The sequence below is a fragment of the Bradyrhizobium sp. Y36 genome, assembly GCF_002531575.1.
GTDB lineage: Bacteria > Pseudomonadota > Alphaproteobacteria > Rhizobiales > Xanthobacteraceae > Bradyrhizobium.
Window position 1 is genome coordinate 19,208 of the sequence record NZ_NWTI01000026.1, and the last position, 21,148, is coordinate 40,355.

General features: G+C 66.1%; 22 protein-coding genes. 11 read left to right on the plus strand and 11 right to left on the minus strand.

Translation table 11 applies throughout. The features are described 5' to 3' along the window. Positions 1-22 precede the first annotated feature (22 nt). Positions 23-466, minus strand: coding sequence for a hypothetical protein (locus CO669_RS30870; protein ID WP_097665729.1), 444 nt, complete (start codon positions 464-466; stop codon positions 23-25). Between the two features lie 153 nt (positions 467-619). Between CO669_RS30870 and CO669_RS30875 the strand changes: the two genes are divergently transcribed. Then, complete coding sequence (locus CO669_RS30875) at positions 620-1,885, plus strand: MFS transporter (RefSeq protein ID WP_097665731.1); 1,266 nt, start codon at positions 620-622, stop codon at positions 1,883-1,885. A 6-nt stretch (positions 1,886-1,891) separates the two neighbouring features. Here the strand turns inward: CO669_RS30875 and CO669_RS30880 are convergent, their stop codons facing one another. Then, positions 1,892-2,308 carry a cupin domain-containing protein gene (locus CO669_RS30880; protein WP_097665733.1) on the minus strand — a complete coding sequence of 139 codons (417 nt, stop codon included), beginning with the start codon at positions 2,306-2,308 and terminating at the stop codon, positions 1,892-1,894. Positions 2,309-2,382: 74 nt separating this feature from the next. Between CO669_RS30880 and CO669_RS30885 the strand changes: the two genes are divergently transcribed. Beyond that, the gene (locus tag CO669_RS30885; protein ID WP_158228806.1) at positions 2,383-3,303 is read left to right on the plus strand and encodes a LysR family transcriptional regulator; all 921 of its coding nucleotides are present in this window, start codon (positions 2,383-2,385) and stop codon (positions 3,301-3,303) included. A gap of 3 nt (positions 3,304-3,306) precedes the next feature. On the opposite strand, the gene CO669_RS30890 is transcribed toward CO669_RS30885, so the two are convergent. Both CO669_RS30890 and CO669_RS30895 read right to left on the minus strand, forming a co-directional pair. After that, positions 3,307-3,714, minus strand: a complete 408-nt coding sequence (locus CO669_RS30890; protein WP_097665737.1) for a DUF4864 domain-containing protein — start codon at positions 3,712-3,714, stop codon at positions 3,307-3,309. A gap of 65 nt (positions 3,715-3,779) precedes the next feature. Further along, positions 3,780-4,415 (minus strand): TetR/AcrR family transcriptional regulator, encoded by a 636-nt coding sequence (locus CO669_RS30895; protein WP_097665739.1) that lies wholly within the window; start codon positions 4,413-4,415, stop codon positions 3,780-3,782. 251 nt (positions 4,416-4,666) lie between these two features. Here CO669_RS30895 and CO669_RS30900 point away from each other — a divergent pair, with 251 nt between their 5' ends. Genes CO669_RS30900 through CO669_RS30910 form a run of 3 tightly spaced genes read left to right on the plus strand, consistent with a single transcriptional unit; the run spans position 4,667 to position 8,470 of the window. Then, a complete protein-coding gene (locus CO669_RS30900) occupies positions 4,667-5,164 on the plus strand; it encodes a (2Fe-2S)-binding protein (protein WP_097665741.1) in 498 nt (165 codons plus the stop codon). After that, a complete protein-coding gene (locus CO669_RS30905; protein WP_097665743.1) occupies positions 5,161-6,216 on the plus strand; it encodes an FAD binding domain-containing protein in 1,056 nt (351 codons plus the stop codon). The genes CO669_RS30900 and CO669_RS30905 overlap by 4 nt, the downstream gene beginning before the upstream one ends. Beyond that, a complete protein-coding gene (locus CO669_RS30910; RefSeq protein ID WP_097665745.1) occupies positions 6,209-8,470 on the plus strand; it encodes a xanthine dehydrogenase family protein molybdopterin-binding subunit in 2,262 nt (753 codons plus the stop codon). The genes CO669_RS30905 and CO669_RS30910 overlap by 8 nt, the downstream gene beginning before the upstream one ends. 132 nt (positions 8,471-8,602) lie before the next feature. On the opposite strand, the gene CO669_RS30915 is transcribed toward CO669_RS30910, so the two are convergent. The 3 genes from CO669_RS30915 to CO669_RS30920 form a co-directional block, all read right to left on the minus strand. Further along, a complete protein-coding gene (locus tag CO669_RS30915; protein ID WP_097665747.1) occupies positions 8,603-10,114 on the minus strand; it encodes a lysozyme inhibitor LprI family protein in 1,512 nt (503 codons plus the stop codon). Between the two features lie 104 nt (positions 10,115-10,218). Further along, positions 10,219-10,371: a hypothetical protein gene (locus tag CO669_RS36230; RefSeq protein ID WP_198964346.1), complete on the minus strand. Its 153-nt coding sequence runs from the start codon at positions 10,369-10,371 to the stop codon at positions 10,219-10,221. 186 nt (positions 10,372-10,557) lie between these two features. After that, entirely contained in the window at positions 10,558-11,106 is a 549-nt protein-coding gene (locus CO669_RS30920) for a cupin domain-containing protein (protein WP_097665749.1), read from the minus strand. 148 nt (positions 11,107-11,254) lie between these two features. Between CO669_RS30920 and aptA the strand changes: the two genes are divergently transcribed. Together aptA and CO669_RS30930 are read left to right on the plus strand one after the other, a co-directional pair. Next, positions 11,255-12,583: an omega-aminotransferase AptA gene (gene aptA, locus CO669_RS30925; RefSeq protein WP_097665751.1), complete on the plus strand. Its 1,329-nt coding sequence runs from the start codon at positions 11,255-11,257 to the stop codon at positions 12,581-12,583. 65 nt (positions 12,584-12,648) lie between these two features. Continuing rightward, a complete protein-coding gene (locus tag CO669_RS30930; RefSeq protein ID WP_097665753.1) occupies positions 12,649-13,914 on the plus strand; it encodes a D-amino acid dehydrogenase in 1,266 nt (421 codons plus the stop codon). 192 nt (positions 13,915-14,106) lie between these two features. Here CO669_RS30930 and CO669_RS30935 read toward each other — a convergent pair whose 3' ends face one another. Beyond that, positions 14,107-14,664: an SMI1/KNR4 family protein gene (locus CO669_RS30935; RefSeq protein ID WP_097665755.1), complete on the minus strand. Its 558-nt coding sequence runs from the start codon at positions 14,662-14,664 to the stop codon at positions 14,107-14,109. Between the two features lie 63 nt (positions 14,665-14,727). Next, positions 14,728-15,372 carry a helix-turn-helix domain-containing protein gene (locus CO669_RS30940; protein ID WP_198964347.1) on the minus strand — a complete coding sequence of 215 codons (645 nt, stop codon included), beginning with the start codon at positions 15,370-15,372 and terminating at the stop codon, positions 14,728-14,730. Positions 15,373-15,550: 178 nt separating this feature from the next. Here CO669_RS30940 and CO669_RS30945 point away from each other — a divergent pair, with 178 nt between their 5' ends. Genes CO669_RS30945 through CO669_RS30960 form a run of 4 tightly spaced genes read left to right on the plus strand, consistent with a single transcriptional unit; the run spans position 15,551 to position 19,013 of the window. Then, positions 15,551-16,309 (plus strand): ABC transporter substrate-binding protein, encoded by a 759-nt coding sequence (locus CO669_RS30945; RefSeq protein WP_097665759.1) that lies wholly within the window; start codon positions 15,551-15,553, stop codon positions 16,307-16,309. A gap of 26 nt (positions 16,310-16,335) precedes the next feature. Next, positions 16,336-16,989: an amino acid ABC transporter permease gene (locus CO669_RS30950; protein WP_097665761.1), complete on the plus strand. Its 654-nt coding sequence runs from the start codon at positions 16,336-16,338 to the stop codon at positions 16,987-16,989. Then, positions 16,986-17,717 (plus strand): amino acid ABC transporter ATP-binding protein, encoded by a 732-nt coding sequence (locus tag CO669_RS30955; RefSeq protein ID WP_097665763.1) that lies wholly within the window; start codon positions 16,986-16,988, stop codon positions 17,715-17,717. Before CO669_RS30950 ends, CO669_RS30955 begins: the two co-directional genes overlap by 4 nt. A 12-nt stretch (positions 17,718-17,729) precedes the next feature. Then, positions 17,730-19,013 (plus strand): NAD(P)/FAD-dependent oxidoreductase, encoded by a 1,284-nt coding sequence (locus CO669_RS30960; protein ID WP_097665765.1) that lies wholly within the window; start codon positions 17,730-17,732, stop codon positions 19,011-19,013. 52 nt (positions 19,014-19,065) lie between these two features. On the opposite strand, the gene CO669_RS30965 is transcribed toward CO669_RS30960, so the two are convergent. Continuing rightward, entirely contained in the window at positions 19,066-19,296 is a 231-nt protein-coding gene (locus tag CO669_RS30965) for a hypothetical protein (RefSeq protein WP_198964348.1), read from the minus strand. Between the two features lie 158 nt (positions 19,297-19,454). Next, positions 19,455-21,044 (minus strand): gamma-glutamyltransferase family protein, encoded by a 1,590-nt coding sequence (locus tag CO669_RS30970; protein ID WP_097665769.1) that lies wholly within the window; start codon positions 21,042-21,044, stop codon positions 19,455-19,457. Positions 21,045-21,148 lie beyond the last annotated feature (104 nt).

A 21,148-nucleotide genomic window follows, 5' to 3' on the forward strand; every position in this document is an offset into this window, starting at 1 on the left:
GGCCCGAAATCGTCGTGTCAGATCAGGAGATGGGAGGCCGGTAGTGCAGGGGCGCGGCCGCGCTGTGCAGGCTGGCCACGATCTCGGGCGCGCACGTGGAAGTCGGCTGGACCGGTGTTGCGACAACGGGCAGATCGGCGGGCAACGCGCTGACACACATCATCGCACAGCACGGGCCCACGGTTCCCTTGCCGCCATGATGATGCGGTGCGGGTGCGTCCTGTGTCGCGGTCTGGTGATGCGCATGCGGCCCGGCGTGATCATGCAAGGTCCCGCCATGAACATGGCCGGCCGAGATCTGGTGATGCGCTGGCGCGTGTTCGGCGATGAGCGCGTCGTCGAGGCACGGCGCGGCAACATTGCCCCATGCAAGACTCGCCGCCGGCGCGAGCACGCAGAACAGATAGGCGAGGGCGATGATTCGCCCCACCCTGATCCGCATCGATCGCGTCAATCGCAGCAACATTCCCGCCGACAATGCTCTCCGCGCGGCCATGGTGCACACGCTGATTGCAAACTAATGGCAAATCGCGCGATCGCCAAGCTCCTTCTTACCGCAGTGCACCGCGCATGCCCAACATCGCGCCACAATGCTTGACCGTGCGACGATCCGCGGGCCATGGTCCGGCCCGTGCACGCGCCGAAACATCCAGGACAAACACCCGCTGCCTTCACCCCTGACTCCCGTCAGGCCTGGGTGCGCCTGGTGCTTGCGCTCGTGATCGGCTCGATCGGCGCCGTCGGCATGTGGGCGGTGGTGGTCGTGATTCCCACCGTGCAGGCCGAATTCGGGGCCACGCGCGGCGCGGTGTCGCTGGCCTTCACGCTGATGATGTTCGGCTTCGGGCTCGGCGGCGTGATTGCCGGCAAGATCACCGACCGGTTCGGTATCGTTGCGGCGATGGCGATCAGCATCGCCTTCCTCGGCGTTGCCAATGTGCTCGCGGGGCTATCGACCCAGCTCTGGCAGTTCGTCGCCGCCTATTTCCTGATCGGCCTCGGCACGTCGGCAACCTTCGCGCCCCTGATGGCGGAAGCCTCGCACTGGTTCGAGCGCTATCGCGGCCTGGCGGTGACTATCGTCGCCAGCGGCAATTACGTCGCGGGGACGATGTGGCCGCCGATCGTGAGCTGGGGCACCGAGACGATCGGTTGGCGCTACACCCATATCGGCATCGGCATCGTTTGCGCGAGCACGATGGCGCTGCTGGTGCTCGTGCTGCGCGCGCAGATGGGCGACGACCATGTCCGCGATCATGCCAACGCGCCGCCGCCCCGCGTCGATCTCAAGCTGTCAACCAACACGCTGACGGTGCTGCTCTCCATTGCCAGCATCGCCTGCTGCGTTGCCATGGCGATGCCGCAGGTGCATATCGTCGCATATTGCGGCGATCTCGGCTATGGCGTCGCGCGCGGCGCCGAGATGCTGTCCTTGATGATGGCCTGCGGCATCGTCAGCCGGATCGGCTCGGGCTATCTCGCCGACAAGATCGGCGGCATTCGCACGCTGCTGGTGGGATCGCTGGCGCAGGGCTTTGCGCTGGTGTTCTACCTGTTCTTCGACAGCCTCACCTCGCTCTATCTGATCTCCGCGATGTTCGGCCTGTTCCAGGGCGGCATCGTGCCGAGCTACGCCATCATCGTGCGCGAGGCGATGCCGGCGAGTGAAGCCGCAACGCGCGTCGGCATCGTGATCTTCGCCTCCGTGTTCGGCATGTCCTTCGGCGGCTGGGTGTCGGGCGTCATCTTCGACGCCACCGGCTCCTACGGCGCGGCGTTCGCCAACGGCGTGGCCTGGAACGCGCTCAACATCAGCATCGTCGTGCTGCTTCTGATCCGCTCGCGGATGAGCTCGACGAAGACGGGGCCGGAATTCGCGACTTAGGCCTCCTCAATGGCCCAACGGGTCGAGGAAGGGTGTATCGACCGCGCTGACGTAGAAGATGACGACCCGGGTCTCTCCGTCTGTCCGGTTGTAGCCGGTCATCGGCACTCCGGGTGGTTCGACCAACGCCTCGCCGGCCTTGACCGTGAGGGGCGGCTTGCCGTCCAGCTCCAGAGTGAAAGCGCCTTCGAGCACGTACACGGTCACGGGGTAACGGTGGGTGTGATAGACGGTCTTGTCGCCCGGCTTGAATGACGCGGTCATTACCCGCACCGACTGTTTGTCCTCCTTCGGTAGCCCCTCAACCACTTGCTGCAGCACCAGATTTGGTTTGGCGATGCCATGCGCATCGTGGCTCTGAGCTACGGCCGGAGCAGTACAGCCCAGTACGATTGCGGTGCCGAGGGCGAGGTGAGGACGCATCTTGAACCTCCATTGCAGGGTCGCTGATGCAGCCTAGGAGCGGTCGTTCCGGCGTGGGAGCCGCAACATTGCGGGTGGCGGCCGCACAAGTGCATAATCCGCGCATGTTCGACTGGAACGATCTCAAATATTTCCTGGCGGTGGCGCGCCACGGCAGCACCATTGCGGCCGGCAAGGCGCTCGGTCTCAGCCAGTCGACCGTGCATCGCCGGCTGGATGAACTGGAGCGGCGACTGGGCCGCACATTGGTGACGCGCCAACAGAGCGGCTACCGCCTGACTGAATTCGGCCAGGCGATATTGCCATATGCGGAGCGTGTCGAAGCCACCATCGTGGACTTCACGCGGCGAGCCAACGACGTCGAGCAGGACATGACGGGCGTGATCCGCGTCACCTGCCCGGAGCCGATCGTGGCCCGGCTGATCCAATCCGGCCTGATCGACGTTTTTCACATGCAGCATCCGTCGCTCCGCGTCGAGTTCGTGATGAGCGATCGCTATCTCGACCTCTCCAAGGGCGAGGTCGACGTCGCCTTCCGCTCAGGCGACACCGACGATGAACTGGTCGGGCGCAAGATCGCGGAATCGGTCTGGGCCGTGTACGCCAGCCGCGGCTATGTCGAACGGCACGGCAAGCCTGAGCGCGTCGCGGATCTCGGTCGGCATCTGCTGGTCGGCCTCGACGATTCGCTGGCCAATCACCGTGCCGTCAAATGGCTCAAGGAGGTCGCGCCGGACGCCAGGATGGCCGCGCGCATCAACAGCGTGCTGGGGCTCGTCTCTGCGATCAGGTCGGGCGTCGGCATCGGGCCGCTTCCGATCGCGCTTGGCGACGCCGAGCCTGGCCTCGTGCGCGTGCTCGGCCCTGTCCCGGAATTGACGCGGAGCTGGCGCATCCTGACGCATCCCGATCTCAGGCGCGTGCCGCGGATCGCAGCTTTTTTCGACTTCATCGTGCTCCAGCGCGAGGCGCTGAAGCCCATCCTGACGGGATGATTCCTAAACCGCCTGTCCTGCCTTCAGCAGCGAGCAGCCCGTGATCTTGTAGCTGCCATCCGCCTGCTGCTCGAGCGTGTACAGCGCTATCCACGCTTCGCCGTTGGCGTCGATGATGTGGACGCGCTGCGCGATCCAGCCGCCTTCAACCTTGCTCTCGCCGAACTCGAAGCTCCTGTGGCGGAAGACCGGCGGGTAACCGCTCTGCACCATGGACATGAAGACGTCGGGAGCGGGGAAGATCTCCCTGATCGACGGCGCGGCGTGAGAATAGGCGGCGTTTGCATCGCCGCGCACGAAGGCTTGCTCCTGGGCGCGGATGACGTCCTGGGCCGCGGCGATATCGTCGGCGAGGGCTGCGGTCGAGCTGAAGACGAGGCTGATGGCGACGAGCAAGGCGGCGATGCGCATGACAGGCTCCGCGTTGAAATCCCGGCGATGCTGATCCTAGCATCACCTCGGGGAAATACGGGCGCCTATCGTTTTCGTTTCACCGCGAGTTTCGCCGGCTTGGCGCGCGCTTTGGCCTTGCCGGCCGGCTGCAGGCGCAAGCCATCGACGAACACGTCGAGCATGCGCAGCACCGAGGATTGCCAGCCCGGCTGGTCGTGCATGTAGCACATGCCGATCAAGGCCCTGAGCAGGTCTTCCGGGCTGATGTCGCCGCGCATCTGGCCGGCGGCAATCGCCGGGCCAAGCAGCGATCCGATCGCCTTGGTCAGCCGGTCCATCGAGAACGCCGCGAGTTCCGAGGAGCTCTGATAGGTCAGTGCCAGTGCGGCCGACATGCCTTTCTTGGTGGCGACGAATTCGACTGCGGAGCGCAGCCAGCGGCGGAGCGCGTCGACCGGGTCCTTGGCGGTCCTCAACTGTTCGGCGAGCTCGCTGAGCTGCCCGACCTCGCGCCGGTACACGGCCTCGAACAGATCCTCTCGCGTCGGAAAATGCCGGTAGAGCGTACCGATCCCAACGCCGGCGCGTTTCGCCACGGCCTCGAGGCTCGCCTCGGGGCCGCCGGCGTTGAACACGGCCTTCGCGGCCTCGAGCACGCGCTCGCGGTTGCGCACGGCATCGGCGCGGGGCTTGCGAATTGGGTCGGTGTGGTCGTCCATGGCGCGCAATCTAGATCACGAATTGGTTAGATTGAACCCTCGTCGGACCTTTGCAGGGCTGCATCGCGTTGGCGATGCACGGGCTTTCGACGAATTCCAAATATTTTCGGGCGGCTCTTGTTAAGCGGAGGGTGCCTCCGTATCTTCGCGTGGACGTTGGCCGGCTTCTGTCGGCCGACATCATATCGACGGCGGCCACGGCGGTGGCGCGCCGAGCGATGAGACATGTCCATTTCTGATCGGAGCCTTGTATGAACCACTCCATCAGCCTCACCGTGAACGGTGCGCGGCGCGACTTCGTCCTCGACGATCCGCGCGTCACGCTGCTCGATCTCTTGCGTGAGCGCCTCCATCTCACCGGAACCAAGAAGGGATGCGACCGCGGCCAGTGCGGCGCCTGTACCATTCTGGTCGACGGCAAGCGGATCAACTCCTGCCTCGCGCTCGCCGTCAGCCATGACGGCGCCGACATCCTCACCATCGAGGGCGTCGCGCGCGGCGACCAGCTGCATCCGGTGCAGGCGGCCTTCATCGCCCATGACGGCTTCCAGTGCGGCTTCTGCACGCCCGGCCAGATCATGAGCGCGATCGGCATGATGCAGGAAGCGCAGGCCGGCAGCGATCCCGAGCGCATCCGCGAATGCATGAGCGGCAATCTCTGCCGCTGCGGCGCCTATGCCGGCATCGTCGATGCCGTGCTCGATGCGCAAGGACAGATGGACGAATCCAACCAGAGGCGCTCGGCATGAAGCAGTTCGATTATGTCAGGCCCGCGACCGTCGCCGAGGCCGTCGCCGCCGCGGTCCAGCCGGGCGCGGCCTATCTTGCCGCCGGCACCAATCTGCTTGATCTCATGAAAGGCGGCGTCAGCCGGCCGGACCGGCTGGTCGATGTCACCCATCTCGACGGGCTCGATGCGATCGAGACGCTCGCCGACGGATCGCTCCGCATCGGCGCGCTGGTGAGCAATGCCGATCTCGCGCATGACCCGGTCTTTGCAAGGTCCTACCCGGCCGTCGCCGAGGCGCTGCTCTCCGGCGCATCCGCGCAATTGCGCAATGCCGCGACGGTCGGCGGCAATCTGCTGCAACGGACGCGCTGCGCGTATTTCTACGACACTGCCAGCCGCTGCAACAAGCGCGAGGCCGGCAGCGGCTGCGATGCCCGCGACGGTGAGAACCGCGGCCATGCCGTGCTCGGCTGGAGCGACAGCTGCATCGCCACCCATCCGTCCGACTTCTGCGTGCCCCTGGTCGCGCTCGACGCCGTCGTCGAGATCGAGGGCAAGAGCGGCCGTCGCGAGATCGCGCTCGACGAGCTGCATTGCCTGCCCGGCAATTCGCCCGAGCGTGAATCGGCGCTGGAGCCCGGCGACATCGTCGTCGCTGTGCGCCTGCCGCCTGCTGCACGCGGCTTCGCCGCGCATGCGCGCTACCTCAAGGTTCGTGACCGTACCTCCTACGCCTTCGCCGTGGTGTCCGCCGCGGCCGCGTTGCGGATCGAGAACGGCAAGGTCGCGGAGGCGCGGATTGCGCTCGGCGGTGTCGCCGCCAAGCCGTGGCGCGTCCGCGCCGCCGAGGACGTGCTGAGGGGTGTCGCGCCCACGGCGGACGCGTTCCAGGAAGCCGCCTGGCGCGCGCTCACCGACGCAAAGCCGTCCGGCGACAACGCCTTCAAGATCGAGCTGGCGCGCCGCATCGTCATGCGCGCGCTGACCCTTGCCGCCGCGGGTACGCCCGCGCGCCTGCCGGCGTTGCCGGCCTCTCCCTTTGCCGCGACATCAGGAGCCATCCATGCCTGAGCTCAATCTCACCAGCGCCCCCGCCCATATCAGGCACGGCTCGAACATCGGCCAGCCGCTGACCCGCCGTGACGGCGTCCTCAAGGTCACGGGGCAGGCGACCTATGCCGCCGACAATCACCTGCCCGGCATGTTGTTTGCGGTGATCGCCGTTTCCAGCATCGCGCATGGCCGAGTGGTCTCGCTCGACGTCACCGCCGCAAAACGGCATCCCGGGGTCGTCGATGTCATGACGCCCGACCACAAGCCGCAGCTCGCGATCGACCCTGAGATCAAGACCAATCCGTTCGTGTTCCGAATGGAGGCGTTGCAGAGCAACGAGGTCCGCTACGCCAACCAGCCGATCGCGGTCGTGATTGCGGAAACGCTGGAAGCCGCGACAGAGGGTGCGGTGCTGCTGGCGCCGCGCTACGAGTCGCTGCCGCCACTGGTCGGGCTCGACGCCGGCGAGAGCTTCGTGCCGCCCGTCGTCGGCGTCGGCAATCCCACCGAGAACCACCTCGGCGATGTCGAGGCGGGCCTTGCCTCGGCCGAGAAGCAGATCGACGCGACTTACGAGACGCCGCCGCAATATCACAATGCGATGGAGCCGCACGCGATCGTGGTTCAATGGGACGGCGACAGGCTATCGGTGGACATGCCGACCCAGGGCCTGGTGCTTTCGCTCGCGCGCATTGCCGAACTGTTCGGTATTGCGCACGACAAGATCCACATTCGAAGTCCCTTCCTCGGCGGCGGCTTCGGCTCGAAGGGGCTCATGGGCGGTCCGCCGGTCCTCGGCATCATGGCGGCGAAGCTGGTCGGCAGGCCGATCAAGCTCGTGTTGCGCCGTGAGCAGATGTATGGGCCGGTCGGCCATCGCGCGCCGACGCGCCAGCGCCTGCGCATCGGCGCCGACGGCGAGGGCCGCCTGACCGCGCTCGACCACCACGCGCGGACGGTGTCGAGCACGTTCGACGATTTCTACGAACCCGCTGCCGACGCATCGCACACGCTCTACGCGGCGCCAGCGATCCGCACCTCGCATGACGCCGTGCGTGTCAACACCGGAACGCCCCTGTTCATGCGTGCGCCCGGCGAGGCGACCGGCTCGATCGCGCTGGAGAGCGCGATTGATGAAATGGCCTGGGCCTGCGGCATGGATCCGCTCGCCTTTCGCCTGAAGAACTACGCCGAGGTCGAGCCGATCAGCGGCAAGCCGTTCTCGTCGAAGGCATTGCGTGCCTGCTACGAGCAGGGTGCAGCGCGGTTCGGCTGGGCGAAGCGATCGCTCCAGGCGCGGCAGATGCGCGACGATGCCGGCCTTCTGGTCGGCTGGGGCATGGGCACCGCGACCTTTCCGGCGCTGATGTTCCAGGCGGAAGCGCGTGCGGCGATCCGGCGCGACGGCACTGGCGTGATGGAGATCGGCGCGCACGACATGGGGCAGGGCGCCTGGACGGCGCTGGCGCAGATCGCGGCCGATGCCGTCGGCCTCGATATCGACCGCGTCACGTTCAAGGCCGGTACGTCAGACCTGCCCGATGCCGGCATCGCGGGCGGCTCCGCGCATACGGCAACGGCGGGTGCTGCGATCCACAGCGCCGGCGCGGCCGTGATCGCAAAGCTCGCCGATCTCGCCACCGGTGACGAGCGCTCGCCGCTGTTCGGCGCCGGCAATGCCGGTGTGATCGCACGCGACGGCAGGCTGATCCGCCGTGACGACGAGAGCCGCGGCGAGAGCTACGCCGAGATCCTTGCGCGTGCCGGCGTCGCCGAAGTCGAGGCCCGCGGCACCGGCGCGCCGAACCCCGCGGCGATGGAGGAATATGCCATGCATGCCCATGGCGCGGTGTTTGCGGAGGTGAAGGTCGATCCCGAGCTCGGCCAGATCCGTGTCAGCCGCATGGTCGGCGCGTTTGCCGCCGGGCGCATCGTCAACCCGCGGATGGTGCAGAGCCAGCTGTTCGGCGGCATGATCTGGGGGATGTCCTTTGCTCTACACGAGGAGGCGATCACCGATCGCCGGACCGGCCGCATCATGAACGCCAATCTCGGTGAGTACCATGTCCCGGTGAATGCCGACGTGCCGCCACTCGATGTGATCACGGTCGATGAGCACGACCCGCACGTCAACGCGCTCGGCATCAAGGGCGTCGGCGAGATCGGCATCACCGGCAGCGCCGGCGCGGTCGCCAACGCGGTCTGGCACGCAACCGGCGTGCGTGTCCGCAGATTCCCGATCCGGATCGAGGATTTGCTGACGCAGTCTTGAAAGGCCGCTGAGCGCCGGGCTCGCGTGCCCGGTGCTAGAGCGGTTTCGAGTGAAGTGGGTACCGGTTCGCGTCAAGAAAACGCGTCAACAAGAGTCTAGAGTTCCGTTCCGATTCCATCGGAGCGGAACAGGCTATCGGATCGAGCCGGAGAAATTGTCGATGTCGGGCGAGGGGCGCGCCGGAAACAGCCGGGCGGTCGAGGAGTTGTCGAGCCTTCGCCTGCACTTCGCCTCGTCGTCGGTGTCCTTGCCATTGCGCTTCTGCGCGAACACGTCGTCGAGACGGTTGACGACCAGCATGGCGTGGTCGCGCTCCAGCGTATCGGGATTCTTGCGCTGTTCGTCGGAGCGGAAGGTGCCGCCGGCCATCTTGCCGGTCATCTCGTAGTCGCAGCCGGCCTTCCAATCGCCCTGGTCCCATTTCCAGCCCTGCGTCGTCAGCCGGCCATCCTTGTCGATCGTGACCTTGAGGATCGCGTTGTAGGCGAGCCAGATGCCGGCGAGGCCCGCGCGCTTGTCGTCGAAGCCTTCCAGCAGTGCGATCCGCTCGCGCTGGAGGGCATTGACGTGATCCCGCCCGCTGGCGGTGGCGTGCATTTCCGAGCTGCGCTTTTCCCAGGCCGGATGCAGAAATTCGGGGAATTGCAGGGTCTGCGCCTGCACCCAGTTGCGCTGGTCTTCCGTCAGCGCGCGCCGTGTCGCATCGTCGAGCCGTGGCAGCAGCGCCTTCCAGGCACGGTTCAATCGCTGGTCGTTCTCGGCGAGATCGGGATCCGAGCAGATCTCCTCGTCCGTCGCCGTCGCCGGACGCACACAATCGAAGGTCGGCGCGACGAACGAGGTCTCGGCCTTGTCGGCGGCGTCGGAGGGGCCGCTCGCGAAATACGTGCCGGTGACCTGCCACAGATAGTCGCAATCATCGCCTGCCTCGGTCGTATCGTCGCCATCGATCGTGACGACGCGAAGGGTCTCGCCCTGGCGACGGAGCTTGATCGCCGGGAGTTTCCCCGGCCTGGTCTGCTGCCGGCCTGCCGGCGATGCGGCGCTCGGCAGTTGGATCGAGCCGCTCAGCCAGCTGCCGGCCTTCGTCACGGTCGTGCTCAGCTTGCACTGCCGATGCCTGTCACTGCCGTAATAGGCCTTCATGTCGATCGTCAGGTGCCGCACGCCGTTCGCATCCGGCGAGAGTGTGAGGCTTCCGAACGCGTTGGCCCATTTGCCGGAGAACCCGCTCCGGCCGAAGCCGCCGGCGATCTCATCGAGCGCGACCTGGCGCTGGCGCAGCGTAGCGGCAAAGTTGTCGCGCAGCTCGTCATCGTCGACCTCCTGCACGGTGTCGGCGGCTTGCGAGATCATCTCGTTGAACCAGGCCTCGTCGCGCTTGAGCAGAGGCCGGATATTGACGGGCGCCCTGGCGAGCGCAGCATCGAAGGATTTGTCGATCGCGGCGACGAGCTTGTCGTAGCCCCTTTCCTGGCAAATGGCGGGCTTGATCGCACTGCCGTTGCCGTTGGCCTCGCCGCATAGCGTGATTGCGGTCGGCGCACTGCTGGCGGCGCGGAGGAAATCGTCCATGGCGTGGCAGGTGATGGGAGCGAAGAGGGCCGTCGCGGTGACGAGCGCGAGGCGAAATGGGGCGAACATTGGCGGCCCTTGGCTGGAGCGGGATCGTGCCTGGTTCGTTGGTCGTCCGCGGCGTCAGCAAGGTTCAGGAGGGCTCGGGGATGTCGACCGCCGTGCCGATCCGATCAATGCAACTTCCTGCGGAGGGCCTTGACCGCTTCTCGCTGCATCTCGATGTACTCGGCAATGACCTTGCGCAGCTCGCGCGAATGGAGCTTGTCGGCGTCGCGCAAGGCTTCGTCGAGCACGGCTTCCGCATTGGCAAGAGTGATCTTCATGCGCTGGCTCCCGTTACGAAGCGGCCCCGGAGTACCTAGGAGTCCGGGGCCATAACCTCAGCACCTTTGCGCCAGGCTGCTCGGCTACGTTTCGTAATATATAGCGGTCGCGCGCGCGGAAATTGAGATGGCTCAAGGACCGTAAGATACCGGTGCTCGTACGATTGCGGATGGGCCGATCGCGCCTCAGAACGTCGGCGGCGTGCAGGCCGAGATCACCTCGCACGGCTTGCCGCCGACGCAGCGGAAGCGATGCGGACGGCGGCTCTCGAAATAATAGGCATCGCCGGGGTTGAGGATGCGGCGCTCGTCCTCGACGGTGACTTCGAGCTTGCCCGAGATCACGATTCCGCCTTCCTCGCCCTCGTGGACGAGGTGGACGCGGCCGGTGTCGCTGCCGGGCTCGTAGCGCTCTTTCAGGATCTGCAGGCTGCGGCCGAACAGATTGTCGCCGACCTGCCGGTACGAGATCGGCTTCTTGCCGACCTCGGTCAGCTCCTCGGCGCGGTAGAAGATCTTGCGCCGGGACTCCGGCTCCAGCGCGAAGAACTCGGCAAGCCCCATCGGGATGCCGTCGAGGATGCGCTTGAGCGCGCCGACGGAGGGGTTCATCTGGTTGGATTCGATCAGCGAGATGGTCGAATTGGTGACCCCGGCGCGCTTGGCCAGCTCGCGCTGCGACAGCTTCTGGCGGGCCCGGATGAATCGCAGCCGTCCACCGATGTCGACGCTCATAGCCAGGTCCCGTGTTGCACGTGTTGCGGATCGCGCAAATATGGACCGGCAGCCCCAGACAAATCAATGGGTTGCGGCGCGACAGAAAAGGACTTGTTGCGCATCCCAAGCCGTGGCTCAGCTATGGGGTCAGCACAGGAGCGCGGCCGTGACCCTTCATCAGATTCCGAACACTATCAAGACCGACTCGTTCTGGATGCCGTTCACGGCCAATCGGCAGTTCAAGAAGGCGCCGCGCCTGTTCTCCTCGGCCGAGGGCATGCACTACACCACCGTCGACGGCCGCAAGGTGATCGACGGCTCCGCCGGCCTCTGGTGCGTCAATGCCGGCCACGGCCGCAAGCAGATCGCGGCTGCGGTCGAGCGCCAGCTGATGACGCTGGACTTTGCGCCGTCGTTCCAGATGGGCCATCCGCTGGCCTTCGACTTCGCCGAGCGTCTCGCCGAGATCGCGCCGAAGGGCCTCGACCGCATCTTCTTCACCAACTCCGGCTCCGAGTCGGTCGACACCGCGCTGAAGATCGCGCTCGCCTATCACCGTGCCACCGGCCAGGCCAGCCGCACCCGCCTGATCGGCCGTGAGCGCGGCTATCACGGCGTCGGCTTCGGCGGCACCTCGGTCGGCGGCATGGTCGCCAACCGCCGCGCCTTCACCACCCTGCTGCCGGGCGTCGACCACATCCGCCACACCCACGATCTCTCCCGCAACGCCTTCGCCAAGGACCAGCCCGAGCATGGCGCCGAGCTCGCCGACGATCTCGAGCGTCTGGTCGCCCTGCACGGCGCCGAGACCATCGCCGCCGTCATCGTCGAGCCGGTGCCGGGCTCGACCGCGGTGCTGCCGCCGCCGAAGGGCTATCTGCAGCGGCTGCGCGAGATCTGCGACAAGCACGGCATCCTCTTGATCTTCGACGAGGTCATCACCGGCTTCGGCCGCCTCGGCACGCCGTTCGCCGCCAATTTCTTCGGCGTCACGCCGGACCTGATGACGACGGCCAAGGGCATCACCAACGGCACCATTCCCTGCGGCGCGGTGTTCGCGAGCCGCAAGGTGCACGACGGCATGATGGTCGGCCCGGAAAACATGATGGAGCTGTTCCACGGCTACACCTATTCGGCGCATCCGACCGCCTGCGCCGCCGGTATCGCCACGCTCGACATCTACAAGGACGAAGGCCTGCTGACGCGCGGTGCGTCGATTGCCGAATACTGGCGCGATGCGCTGCATTCGCTGAAGGGTCTGCCGAACGTCGTCGACATCCGCAATTGCGGCCTGATGGGAGCGGTCGAGCTCGCGCCGCGCGACGGCGCCGTCGGTGCACGCGGCTATGACGTCATGGTCGACTGCTTCAACACCGGCCTCTACCTGCGCATGAGCGGCGACAGCTTCGCGATGTCGCCGCCCCTCATCGTCGAGAAGAGCCATATCGACCAGATGGTCTCGATCCTCGGCGACGCCATCAAGAAGGTGGCCTGATAATTGCTCTCGCCGTTGCGAGTTGTGTCCTTGCAGCGGCGAGCGCCGCGGGAGTTTGACGAAGCGTGAAAGTCCTGATCCTCGGCAGCGGTGTCATCGGTGTCACCTCTGCCTACTACCTCGCCCGTGCCGGCCACGACGTGACGGTCGTCGACCGTCAACCGGAGCCGGCGCTCGAGACCTCATTTGCCAATGCCGGCGAGGTCTCGCCCGGCTATTCCTCGCCCTGGGCCGGCCCCGGCGTGCCGGTGAAGGCGATCAAGTGGCTCCTGATGAAGCACGGCCCGCTCGTGGTCCGGCCGAAGCTCGACCCCGTGATGTGGGTCTGGCTGCTCAAGATGCTGCGCAACTGCACCAGCGCGCGCTATGCGGTCAACAAGAGCCGGATGATCCCGATCGCGGAGTACAGCCGCGATTCCTTGCGCGACCTGCGCCGCGACATCGGCATCCAGTATGACGAGCGCTCGCAAGGCACGCTGCAGCTGTTCCGCTACCAGGCGCAGCTCGACGGCACCGGCGAAGACATTGCCGTGCTCAAGCAATATGGCGTGCCGTTCGAGGTGCTGAGCCGCGAGGGCTGCATCGCGGTCGAGCCGGCGCTCGCGGGCGTGAAGGAAAAATTCGTCGGCGGGCTTCGCCTGCCGCAGGACGAGACCGGCGACTGCCACATGTTCACGCAGGCGCTGGCCAAGCATGCCGAGGCGCTCGGCGTGCGCTTCATGTTCAACACCTCGATCGACCGCATCGTCACCGAGGGTGCGCGCGTCAGCGGCGTCGCCACCAGCGCCGGCTTGCTGCAGGCGGATTCTTACGTGCTCGCGCTCGGCAGCTGGTCGTCGCGGCTCGCAGCCCCGCTCGGCATTTCGCTGCCGGTCTATCCGGTGAAGGGCTATTCGATCACGGTACCGATCAAGGACGCCTCCGGCGCGCCGGAATCGACCGTGATGGACGAGAGCTACAAGGTCGCGATCACGCGATTGGGCGATCGCATCCGCGTCGGCGGCACCGCGGAAATATCCGGCTATTCGGACAAGCTCTACGACGCGCGCCGCGCCACGCTCGATCACTCGCTGACCGACCTGTTCCCGCGCGGCGGCGATCTCGCCAAGGCGACATTCTGGAGCGGGCTGCGTCCGATGACGCCGGACGGCCCGCCCGTGATCGGCCCGACGCAATATGCCAACCTCCACCTCAACACCGGGCACGGCACGCTCGGCTGGACCATGTCCTGCGGCTCGGGGCGCGTGCTCGCGGACCTGCTGTCGGGCAAGACGCCGGATATCGATGTCAGTGCGCTGACGGTGGACCGGTATAATCATCGGTTTGGGTAAAGGTCTCGTCATTGCGAGGAGCCCTTGCGACGAAGCAATCCAGAGTCTTTCCGCGGAGACAGCCTGGATTGCTTCGCTGCGCTCGCAATGACGGCGTGGACGCCGTTCGCCCTTTACCTATCACCGTCACCCCGAGGTGGCGGCGGAGCGGCCCTCGCAAGGGGGCGGCCCGGGAAGCCGGTAGCGCTGAGCTCAAAGCTGCTTGCGGCGGGCAGAGATGATCCGGGCGATATGGCCTTCGTCGCCGTACATGGCGTCCCACAGATCGACGCCGGAGGCCCACGAACTGATCCAGTGTTCGAAACTGGGAGCGTCGTCAAAGAACGCGTCGGTCCAGTCATCGCCATCGTGACCATTGGGATCGAAGATCCGCATCCGGAAATCCTGGTCGCGACAATCGACGCACGAATAGATGGCGCATCCCCAGTGGCAGATCGGCAGAAGGCCATCCGGCCATGTCAACTCCGGATCGCTCCGAAACAAATCGTAGATCGCAACAGCGGTCTTGCCGGTGTCGTCGGGAACTCCGTTGGTCAGTCCGATTAGCCCGTATCCGGGGCCGAAACCTCCGTTGCCGACATCTGCATACATCCGCTTCAAGAGAGGCGGCAGCCGGAAGCGAAGATGCGCTTCGTCGGAAGCAATGACGCTTGCGGTGGCGGGGACGAGTCCTGCGCGCGGAGGTTGGCCCATATCGGTCGGCTTTGTCTTCAGCCGTCGCCGGATCGCAGCGATGATAAGCTCATCCATCGATGGGGCCCCTCGTCCTGAAGAATGCCTTCACATCATGCCAGCAGACGACTTTAAGTGAAACTACCCCGCCCCCGTCACGCAATTCACCCACAGCACCACGGATTTCGCATCCTGCGCCGGATTGGAAAACCGGTGCGGCCTTCGGCTCGCGAACCTGAAGCTGTCACCGGTTTTCAGCGACCATGTTTCGCTGTCCACCGTCAGCATCATCTCGCCTTCGAGCACAAGGCCGGCCTCTTCACCGTCATGGGTGTAAAGTTCGTCGCCGGTGGAGCCGCCGGGCTCCAGATGCACCAGGAACAGATTGAGCTTGTTGTCGGCGCTGGCCGGGCTCAGCAATTGCTTCGACACGCCGGTGCGCCACAGCTTCAGCTCCGGTCGCTGCAATCCCCGCGTCACGACCTGATCGGAGGCGCCGTCGGCGCTCGGGCTTGCGCCGAACAAGGCGGCGATGCCGACGCCGAGCACGTCGGCCAGCGTCGCCAGCACGCGCAAGGAGGGCGAGGACAGACCGCGCTCGATCTGGCTGAGGAAGCCGATCGACAGCTCCGTGCGCGCCGCGACCGTCTCCAGCGAGAATTGCCTGACGCGCCTGAGATCCCGGATGCGGCGGCCAACCGCGACGTCCATCGCAGGCTCCGCCGGCTTGGCGACGGCTTTGGCTTTCACCTTCCTGGCCGGCTTGCCTGCCGCCGGTTTGCGCATTCTCTTGCCACCGCTCACGTCAGACCGCTTCCTTCATGTGCATGAAAACCGCTTGCATCGTCCGCGAAAGTGTGACCAAATTTTCATATTGGTGAAAATAGGCTGAAACGGCGCGGCCCGCAACGTCTGATCACGACAGCGTAAGCGCCGACATCGGCCAGACCCAAAGGGGGATGCGATGAAGCGTATGGTTCGGGCCGCGATGGCGGCACTCGCGATGGCAGTGGTGACGCCGGCCTCGGCGCAGCAGGTGCTGAAGGTCGGCTCGACGCCGACGGGCATTCCCTTCACCTTCCTCGACACCAAGACCAACACCATCCAGGGCATCATGGCCGATCTCATCACCGAGGTCGGCAAGGATGCCGGCTTCAACGTGCAGATCGAGCCGATGCAGTTCTCGGCGCTGATCCCCTCGCTGACCTCGAGCAAGATCGACATCATTGCCGCCGCGATGTTCATCACTGCGCCGCGCAAGGAGGTCGTCGACTTCTCCGACCCGATCTACACCTATGGCGAGGGCCTCGTGGTGCCGAAGGGCGACACCAAGGCCTATGCCACCCAGGAGGATCTGAAGGGCGAGACGGTGGGCGCGCAAGTCGGCACCGCCTTCGTCGACGCGCTGAAGAAGTCCGGCCTGTTCGCCGACGTCAAGGCCTACGACACCATTCCGGACATCCTGCGCGACGTGAACACCGGCCGTCTCAAGGCCGGCTACGCCGACTATCCGATCCTCGCCTACAATCTGAAGCAGGGTGGCTTTCCCGAGGTGCGCCTCGTCGACGGCTACAAGCCCGTCACCGTCGGCTCGGTCGGCATCGGCGTGCGCAAGGGCGAAGCCGCGCTGCTGGGCAAGATCAACGCCTCGCTCGCCAAGCTCAAGGCCAACGGCACCATCGACAAGATCCTCGACAAATGGGGCCTCAAGGCCCAGGGCTGATCCTAGCGATTGATCAAGGCTGCCCAATGAAAGGCTTCTGGCACGACGCCGCCGAGTTCTTCCCGATCCTGATGAACGGCGTCGTGCTGACGATCGTTGTCACCATCGGCTCGCTTCTGCTCTCGACGGTGCTCGGCCTGGTCTGGGCGATGATGCGGGTTTCCGGCATCAAGGCGCTGTCGATGATCAGCGCCAGCCTGATCAACGTGATCCGCGGCATCCCGATCATCGTGCTGTTGTTCTACCTGTACTTCGTGATGCCCGATCTCGGTGTCACGCTGTCGGCCCTGCAGGCCGCGATTCTCGGGCTCGGTATCGCCTATTCGGCCTATCAGGCGGAGAACTTCCGCGCCGGCATCGAGGCGATCGACAAGGGACAGATCGAAGCGGCGCAGTCGATCGGCATGGGCTGGTGGCTCACCATGCGCCGCGTGATCCTGCCGCAGGCCGTGCGCATCGTGCTGCCTCCTTACGGCAACGTCATGATCATGATGCTGAAGGATTCCTCGCAAGCCTCGACCATCACCGTCGCCGAGCTCGCGCTTCAGGGCAAGCTGATCGCGTCCTCGACCTTCAAGAACACCAACGTGTTCACGCTGGTGGCGCTGATGTATCTCACCATGAGCATTCCGCTGATCCTGCTGGTCCGTCACTTCGAGAAGCGGGCGGGCAAGCGATGATCGAGCTGAACGACGTCCACAAGAGCTTTGGCGTGAACGAGGTGCTCAAGGGCATCACGGCTTCCGTCGAGAAGGGCGAGGTGGTCTGCATCGTCGGTCCCTCCGGCTCCGGCAAATCCACCATCCTGCGCTGTATCAACGGTCTCGAAAGCTACGACCGCGGCGGGATCAGCGTCGAGGGCCTCAAGGTCGATCGCGATGCGCCGTCGATCCTAGACATCCGCACCCAGGTCTCGATGGTGTTCCAGCGCTTCAACCTGTTCCCACATCGCACGGCGCTGGAGAACGTGATCGAGGGGCCGCTCTACGTGAAGAAGGAGCCGCGTGCCCAGGCGCTGGAGCGCGGCCGCGCGCTGCTTGCCCAGGTCGGCCTCGCCGAGAAGGCCGACGCCCATCCGCCGCAGCTCTCCGGCGGCCAGCAGCAGCGCGTCGCCATCGCGCGGGCGCTCGCCATGCAGCCCAAGGCGATCCTGTTCGACGAGCCGACCTCGGCGCTCGATCCCGAACTCGTCGGCGACGTCCTCGGCGTGATGCGCAAGCTCGCCGACGACGGCATGACCATGGTCGTCGTCACCCACGAGATGGGCTTTGCCCGCGATGTCGCCGACCGCGTGCTGTTCATCGACGGCGGCGTCATCGTCGAGCAGGGGCCGGCCAAGGCGCTGCTCAACCAACCTCAGCATCCGCGCACGCAGGACTTCTTGCGGCGCGTGCTGCATCCGCTCTGACCGGTCTTCGCCATGACGCGCCTGCCTCTGCCGCCCTCGCTCTATGCCGACACTGCCGTCGCGCCGGTCGCCACGCCGCCGCTCGACGTCGACAAGTCCGTCTCCGTCGCCATCGTCGGGGGCGGCTACACCGGCCTCTCCACCGCGCTGCATCTGGCGGAGCAGGGCGTCGAGGCTCTGGTGCTGGAGGCGCAGGAGCCGGGCTGGGGTGCGTCGGGCAACAATGGCGGCCACACCAATCCCGGCTTGAAGCACGACCCCGATCAGATCGAGGCGGATTTCGGCCCCTCACTCGGCCGCCGCATGATCGACTTCGCTTACGGCACCACTGATTTCACCCACGATCTGATCCGCCGCTACCAGATTCCCTGCGAGGCACGGCAGAACGGCACGTTGCGTGCGGCGTACAACGAGGCCAGCGCCGCCGCGATCGAAAAGACCGCGCAGCAATGCATTCGGCGCGGCATGCCGGTGACGTATCTGGGCCGCGAGCAGCTCCGCGAGATGACCGGCACCGACCGCTACATCGGCGCCATGCTGGACACCCGCGGCGGCGATCTGCATCCCCTGAGCTACGCCCGCGGCCTTGCGCGCGCCGCGATCTCCGCCGGTGCGAAGGTGCATGGCGAGACGCCGGCGCTGTCGCTGCGCCGCGACGGCTCGCGCTGGCGCATCGAGACGCCGCGAGCGGTGGTGCGTGCGGACAAGGTGCTGCTCGCCACCAACGGCTTTACCGACGATCTCTGGCCGGCGCTCCGCCGCACCATCGTGCCGGTGTTCTCCTCGATCGCCGCCACCGCGCCGCTGTCAGATGCGGTTGCGCGCGCGATCATGCCGACGCGGCCCGTGCTCTACGAGAGCGGCCACATCACCGTCTACTACCGCATCGACCAGAATAACCGTCTCCTCATGGGCGGCCGCGGGCCGATGCGCTGGATCAAGTCGCCGCACGACGTCGCCTATCTGATCCGCTATGCCGAGCGGCTGTGGCCGCAGCTCAAGGGCGTCGCCTGGACTCATGGCTGGAACAGTCGCCTCGCCATCACCGCGGATCATTATCCGCACGTGCATGAGCTGGCCGAGAGCATCCTGATCTCGCTCGGCTGCAACGGCCGCGGCGTTGCGCTCGCGACCGCGATGGGCGCGCAGCTCGCCCGACGGCTGATCGGCGGCGCCCCCGCCGAAATTGACATGCCCATCACGGGCATCAAGCCGATGCCGATGCACGCGTTCTGGCCGATGGGCGTGACGACCGCTGTGATCGCGGGCCGCGTCCGCGACCGGCTCGGCATTTGAAGAAGGCGCCGCCCGGTCAGGAGCGGCGCCTTGCATCGTAAACGATCGCGCGTCAGCAGCGGCCCTGCTTCCACAGGCCGGGCGGGCAGCCATGGCCGCGCCAGCCGACCTTGCGTCCACGCGACCATCCGTGCGGCGTGCCATGGTGGTGATGGCCCATCGAATGGCCGTGGCCATGGCCATGACCATGGCCGCCCCCATGGCCGCCCTTGGCGAGTGCGGGGCCGGCAAAGGTGAAGCCGGCCGCAATGACCAGCGACGCGGCGAGCGCAAGTTTCTTCATGATGTCCTCCGTCAGGGCGAGCGCACTTGTCCGTTCAATGAACGAAGCGTGGGCAGGTTGGTTCCCCGCGAATGTGAAAGCGTCATGACGCTCGCGCAGATGCATCATCGCGCGAGAGCTCAACGCGCGATGGAATAACCTCGAATCAATCCTTGCGCTCAGTCTTCCGCCACGGCGTCGGCCCAGGGCTGGAAGATCTCGACCGCGCCGGAATTGACGTCGCCCTTGCGCATCACAACGCTGGGACAAGCGAATTTTTGCGGCAGGGCCTGCACGCGGCTCTCTTCATAGTCGAAGCGTGTGGCCAGCGCCTTGCGCACGTCGGCCGGCAGGCGGGCGTCGCCGATCACCACCGCGCCCTCGCTGGCGTCGATGCGCGGCTGGTGGATGGCGGCGTCGAGGTCCATGCCGTAATCCATCGCGAAGGAAACGAGCTGCATCACCGACGGCAGGATGCGGCGTCCGCCGGAGGCGCCGACGGCGAGGCGCTTGCCGTCCCTGGTCTCGGCGATGACAGGCGTGTAGTTGCAAAGGCAGCGCTTGCCGGGGGCCAGCGAGTTGGTGGTGCCCGGCGTCGGGTCGAACCACATGATGCCGTTGTTCATGGTGATACCGGTATGCGGCGTCACATATCGCGAGCCGAAGGACGAGAGCAGCGTCTGCGTCACGGCGGCGATGTTGCCGTGACGGTCGACCACCGAGAAATGCGTGGTGCAGGCCGGCGCCAGATATTCGGCGCCGAGCGAGCGCTTGCCGTCGGCATCGCCCATGTCCTTGAGCCGCTCGCGGAAGGCCGCCTGCAAGGCGAGTGCATATTCGACATAGGCGCCGGCATCCGGCGCACCCGCGGGCGTCAAGCTCTGCTGCAACAGGCGTAGCGCATGCGCCATTGTCGGCCCCGCCGTGAGCTCCGGCGTCGCATACACCTTGCCCCCGCGATAGGGGATCGCCAGCGGCGCGCGCAGATGGGCGCGGAAGGCGGCGAGATCCTCCACCGACAACGAGCCGCCGTCGGCCTTGATGTCGGAGGCGATGCTCCTGGCGAGATCGCCCTGGTAGAAATCGCGGGGGCCGGCCTCGGCGAGATGCGACAGCGTCGCCTTGAGGGCGTCCTGCGGCAGCCGCGTCTCGGCCTTGACGCCCCAGGGCGCGGTCGGCGGCAGGCCGTCCTTCAGGTAGGCGGCCGCGCTTGCCGGATAGCGCCTGAGATCGGCGGCCGAGCCGGAGATCGTCACCGTCGTCCACCAATCGACCAGCAGGCCTTCGCCGGCGAGCACGGCAGATGGTGCCACCAGATCCTTCCACGGCATCTTGGCGTAGCGGCGATGCGCCTCTTCCATTCCGGCGACGACGCCGGGGACGGCGATCGAGCCGGGGCCATGGACGTTGCGGTCGTCCTTCACGCGCGGCCAGGGAAACAGGTCGGAGGCGGCGCCTCCGCCGCTGAGCGGATAGTCGGCAGGGCGCAGGCTCTGCGGCGCGCACATGCCGTAGTCGATCACCTCAGTGCGATTTTCCTTGGCACGGTAGAGCACCATCGCGCCGCCGCCGCCGATACCGCTATTCCAGGGCTCCAGCACGTTCAGGGCAAACGTGGTCGCGACGATCGCGTCCACGCAGTCACCCCCCGCGGCCAGCACCTGCGCTCCGACCTCGGCCGCCCGCCGCGACTGCGAGGCGACGATGCCGCCTTTGGATGTGACGGCGGGTTTGCGGACGGTTTGGTTGAGGCTGAACTGATGAGGCATGATGTCGTCTTGATCTCTGGATTCAGTTGCGTCGTTGCAACCGAGGTTGAAGCTCCGCAATTGGCGAAGCCCGCGGACAATGGCACATTGCAGCCAGCGAGAAC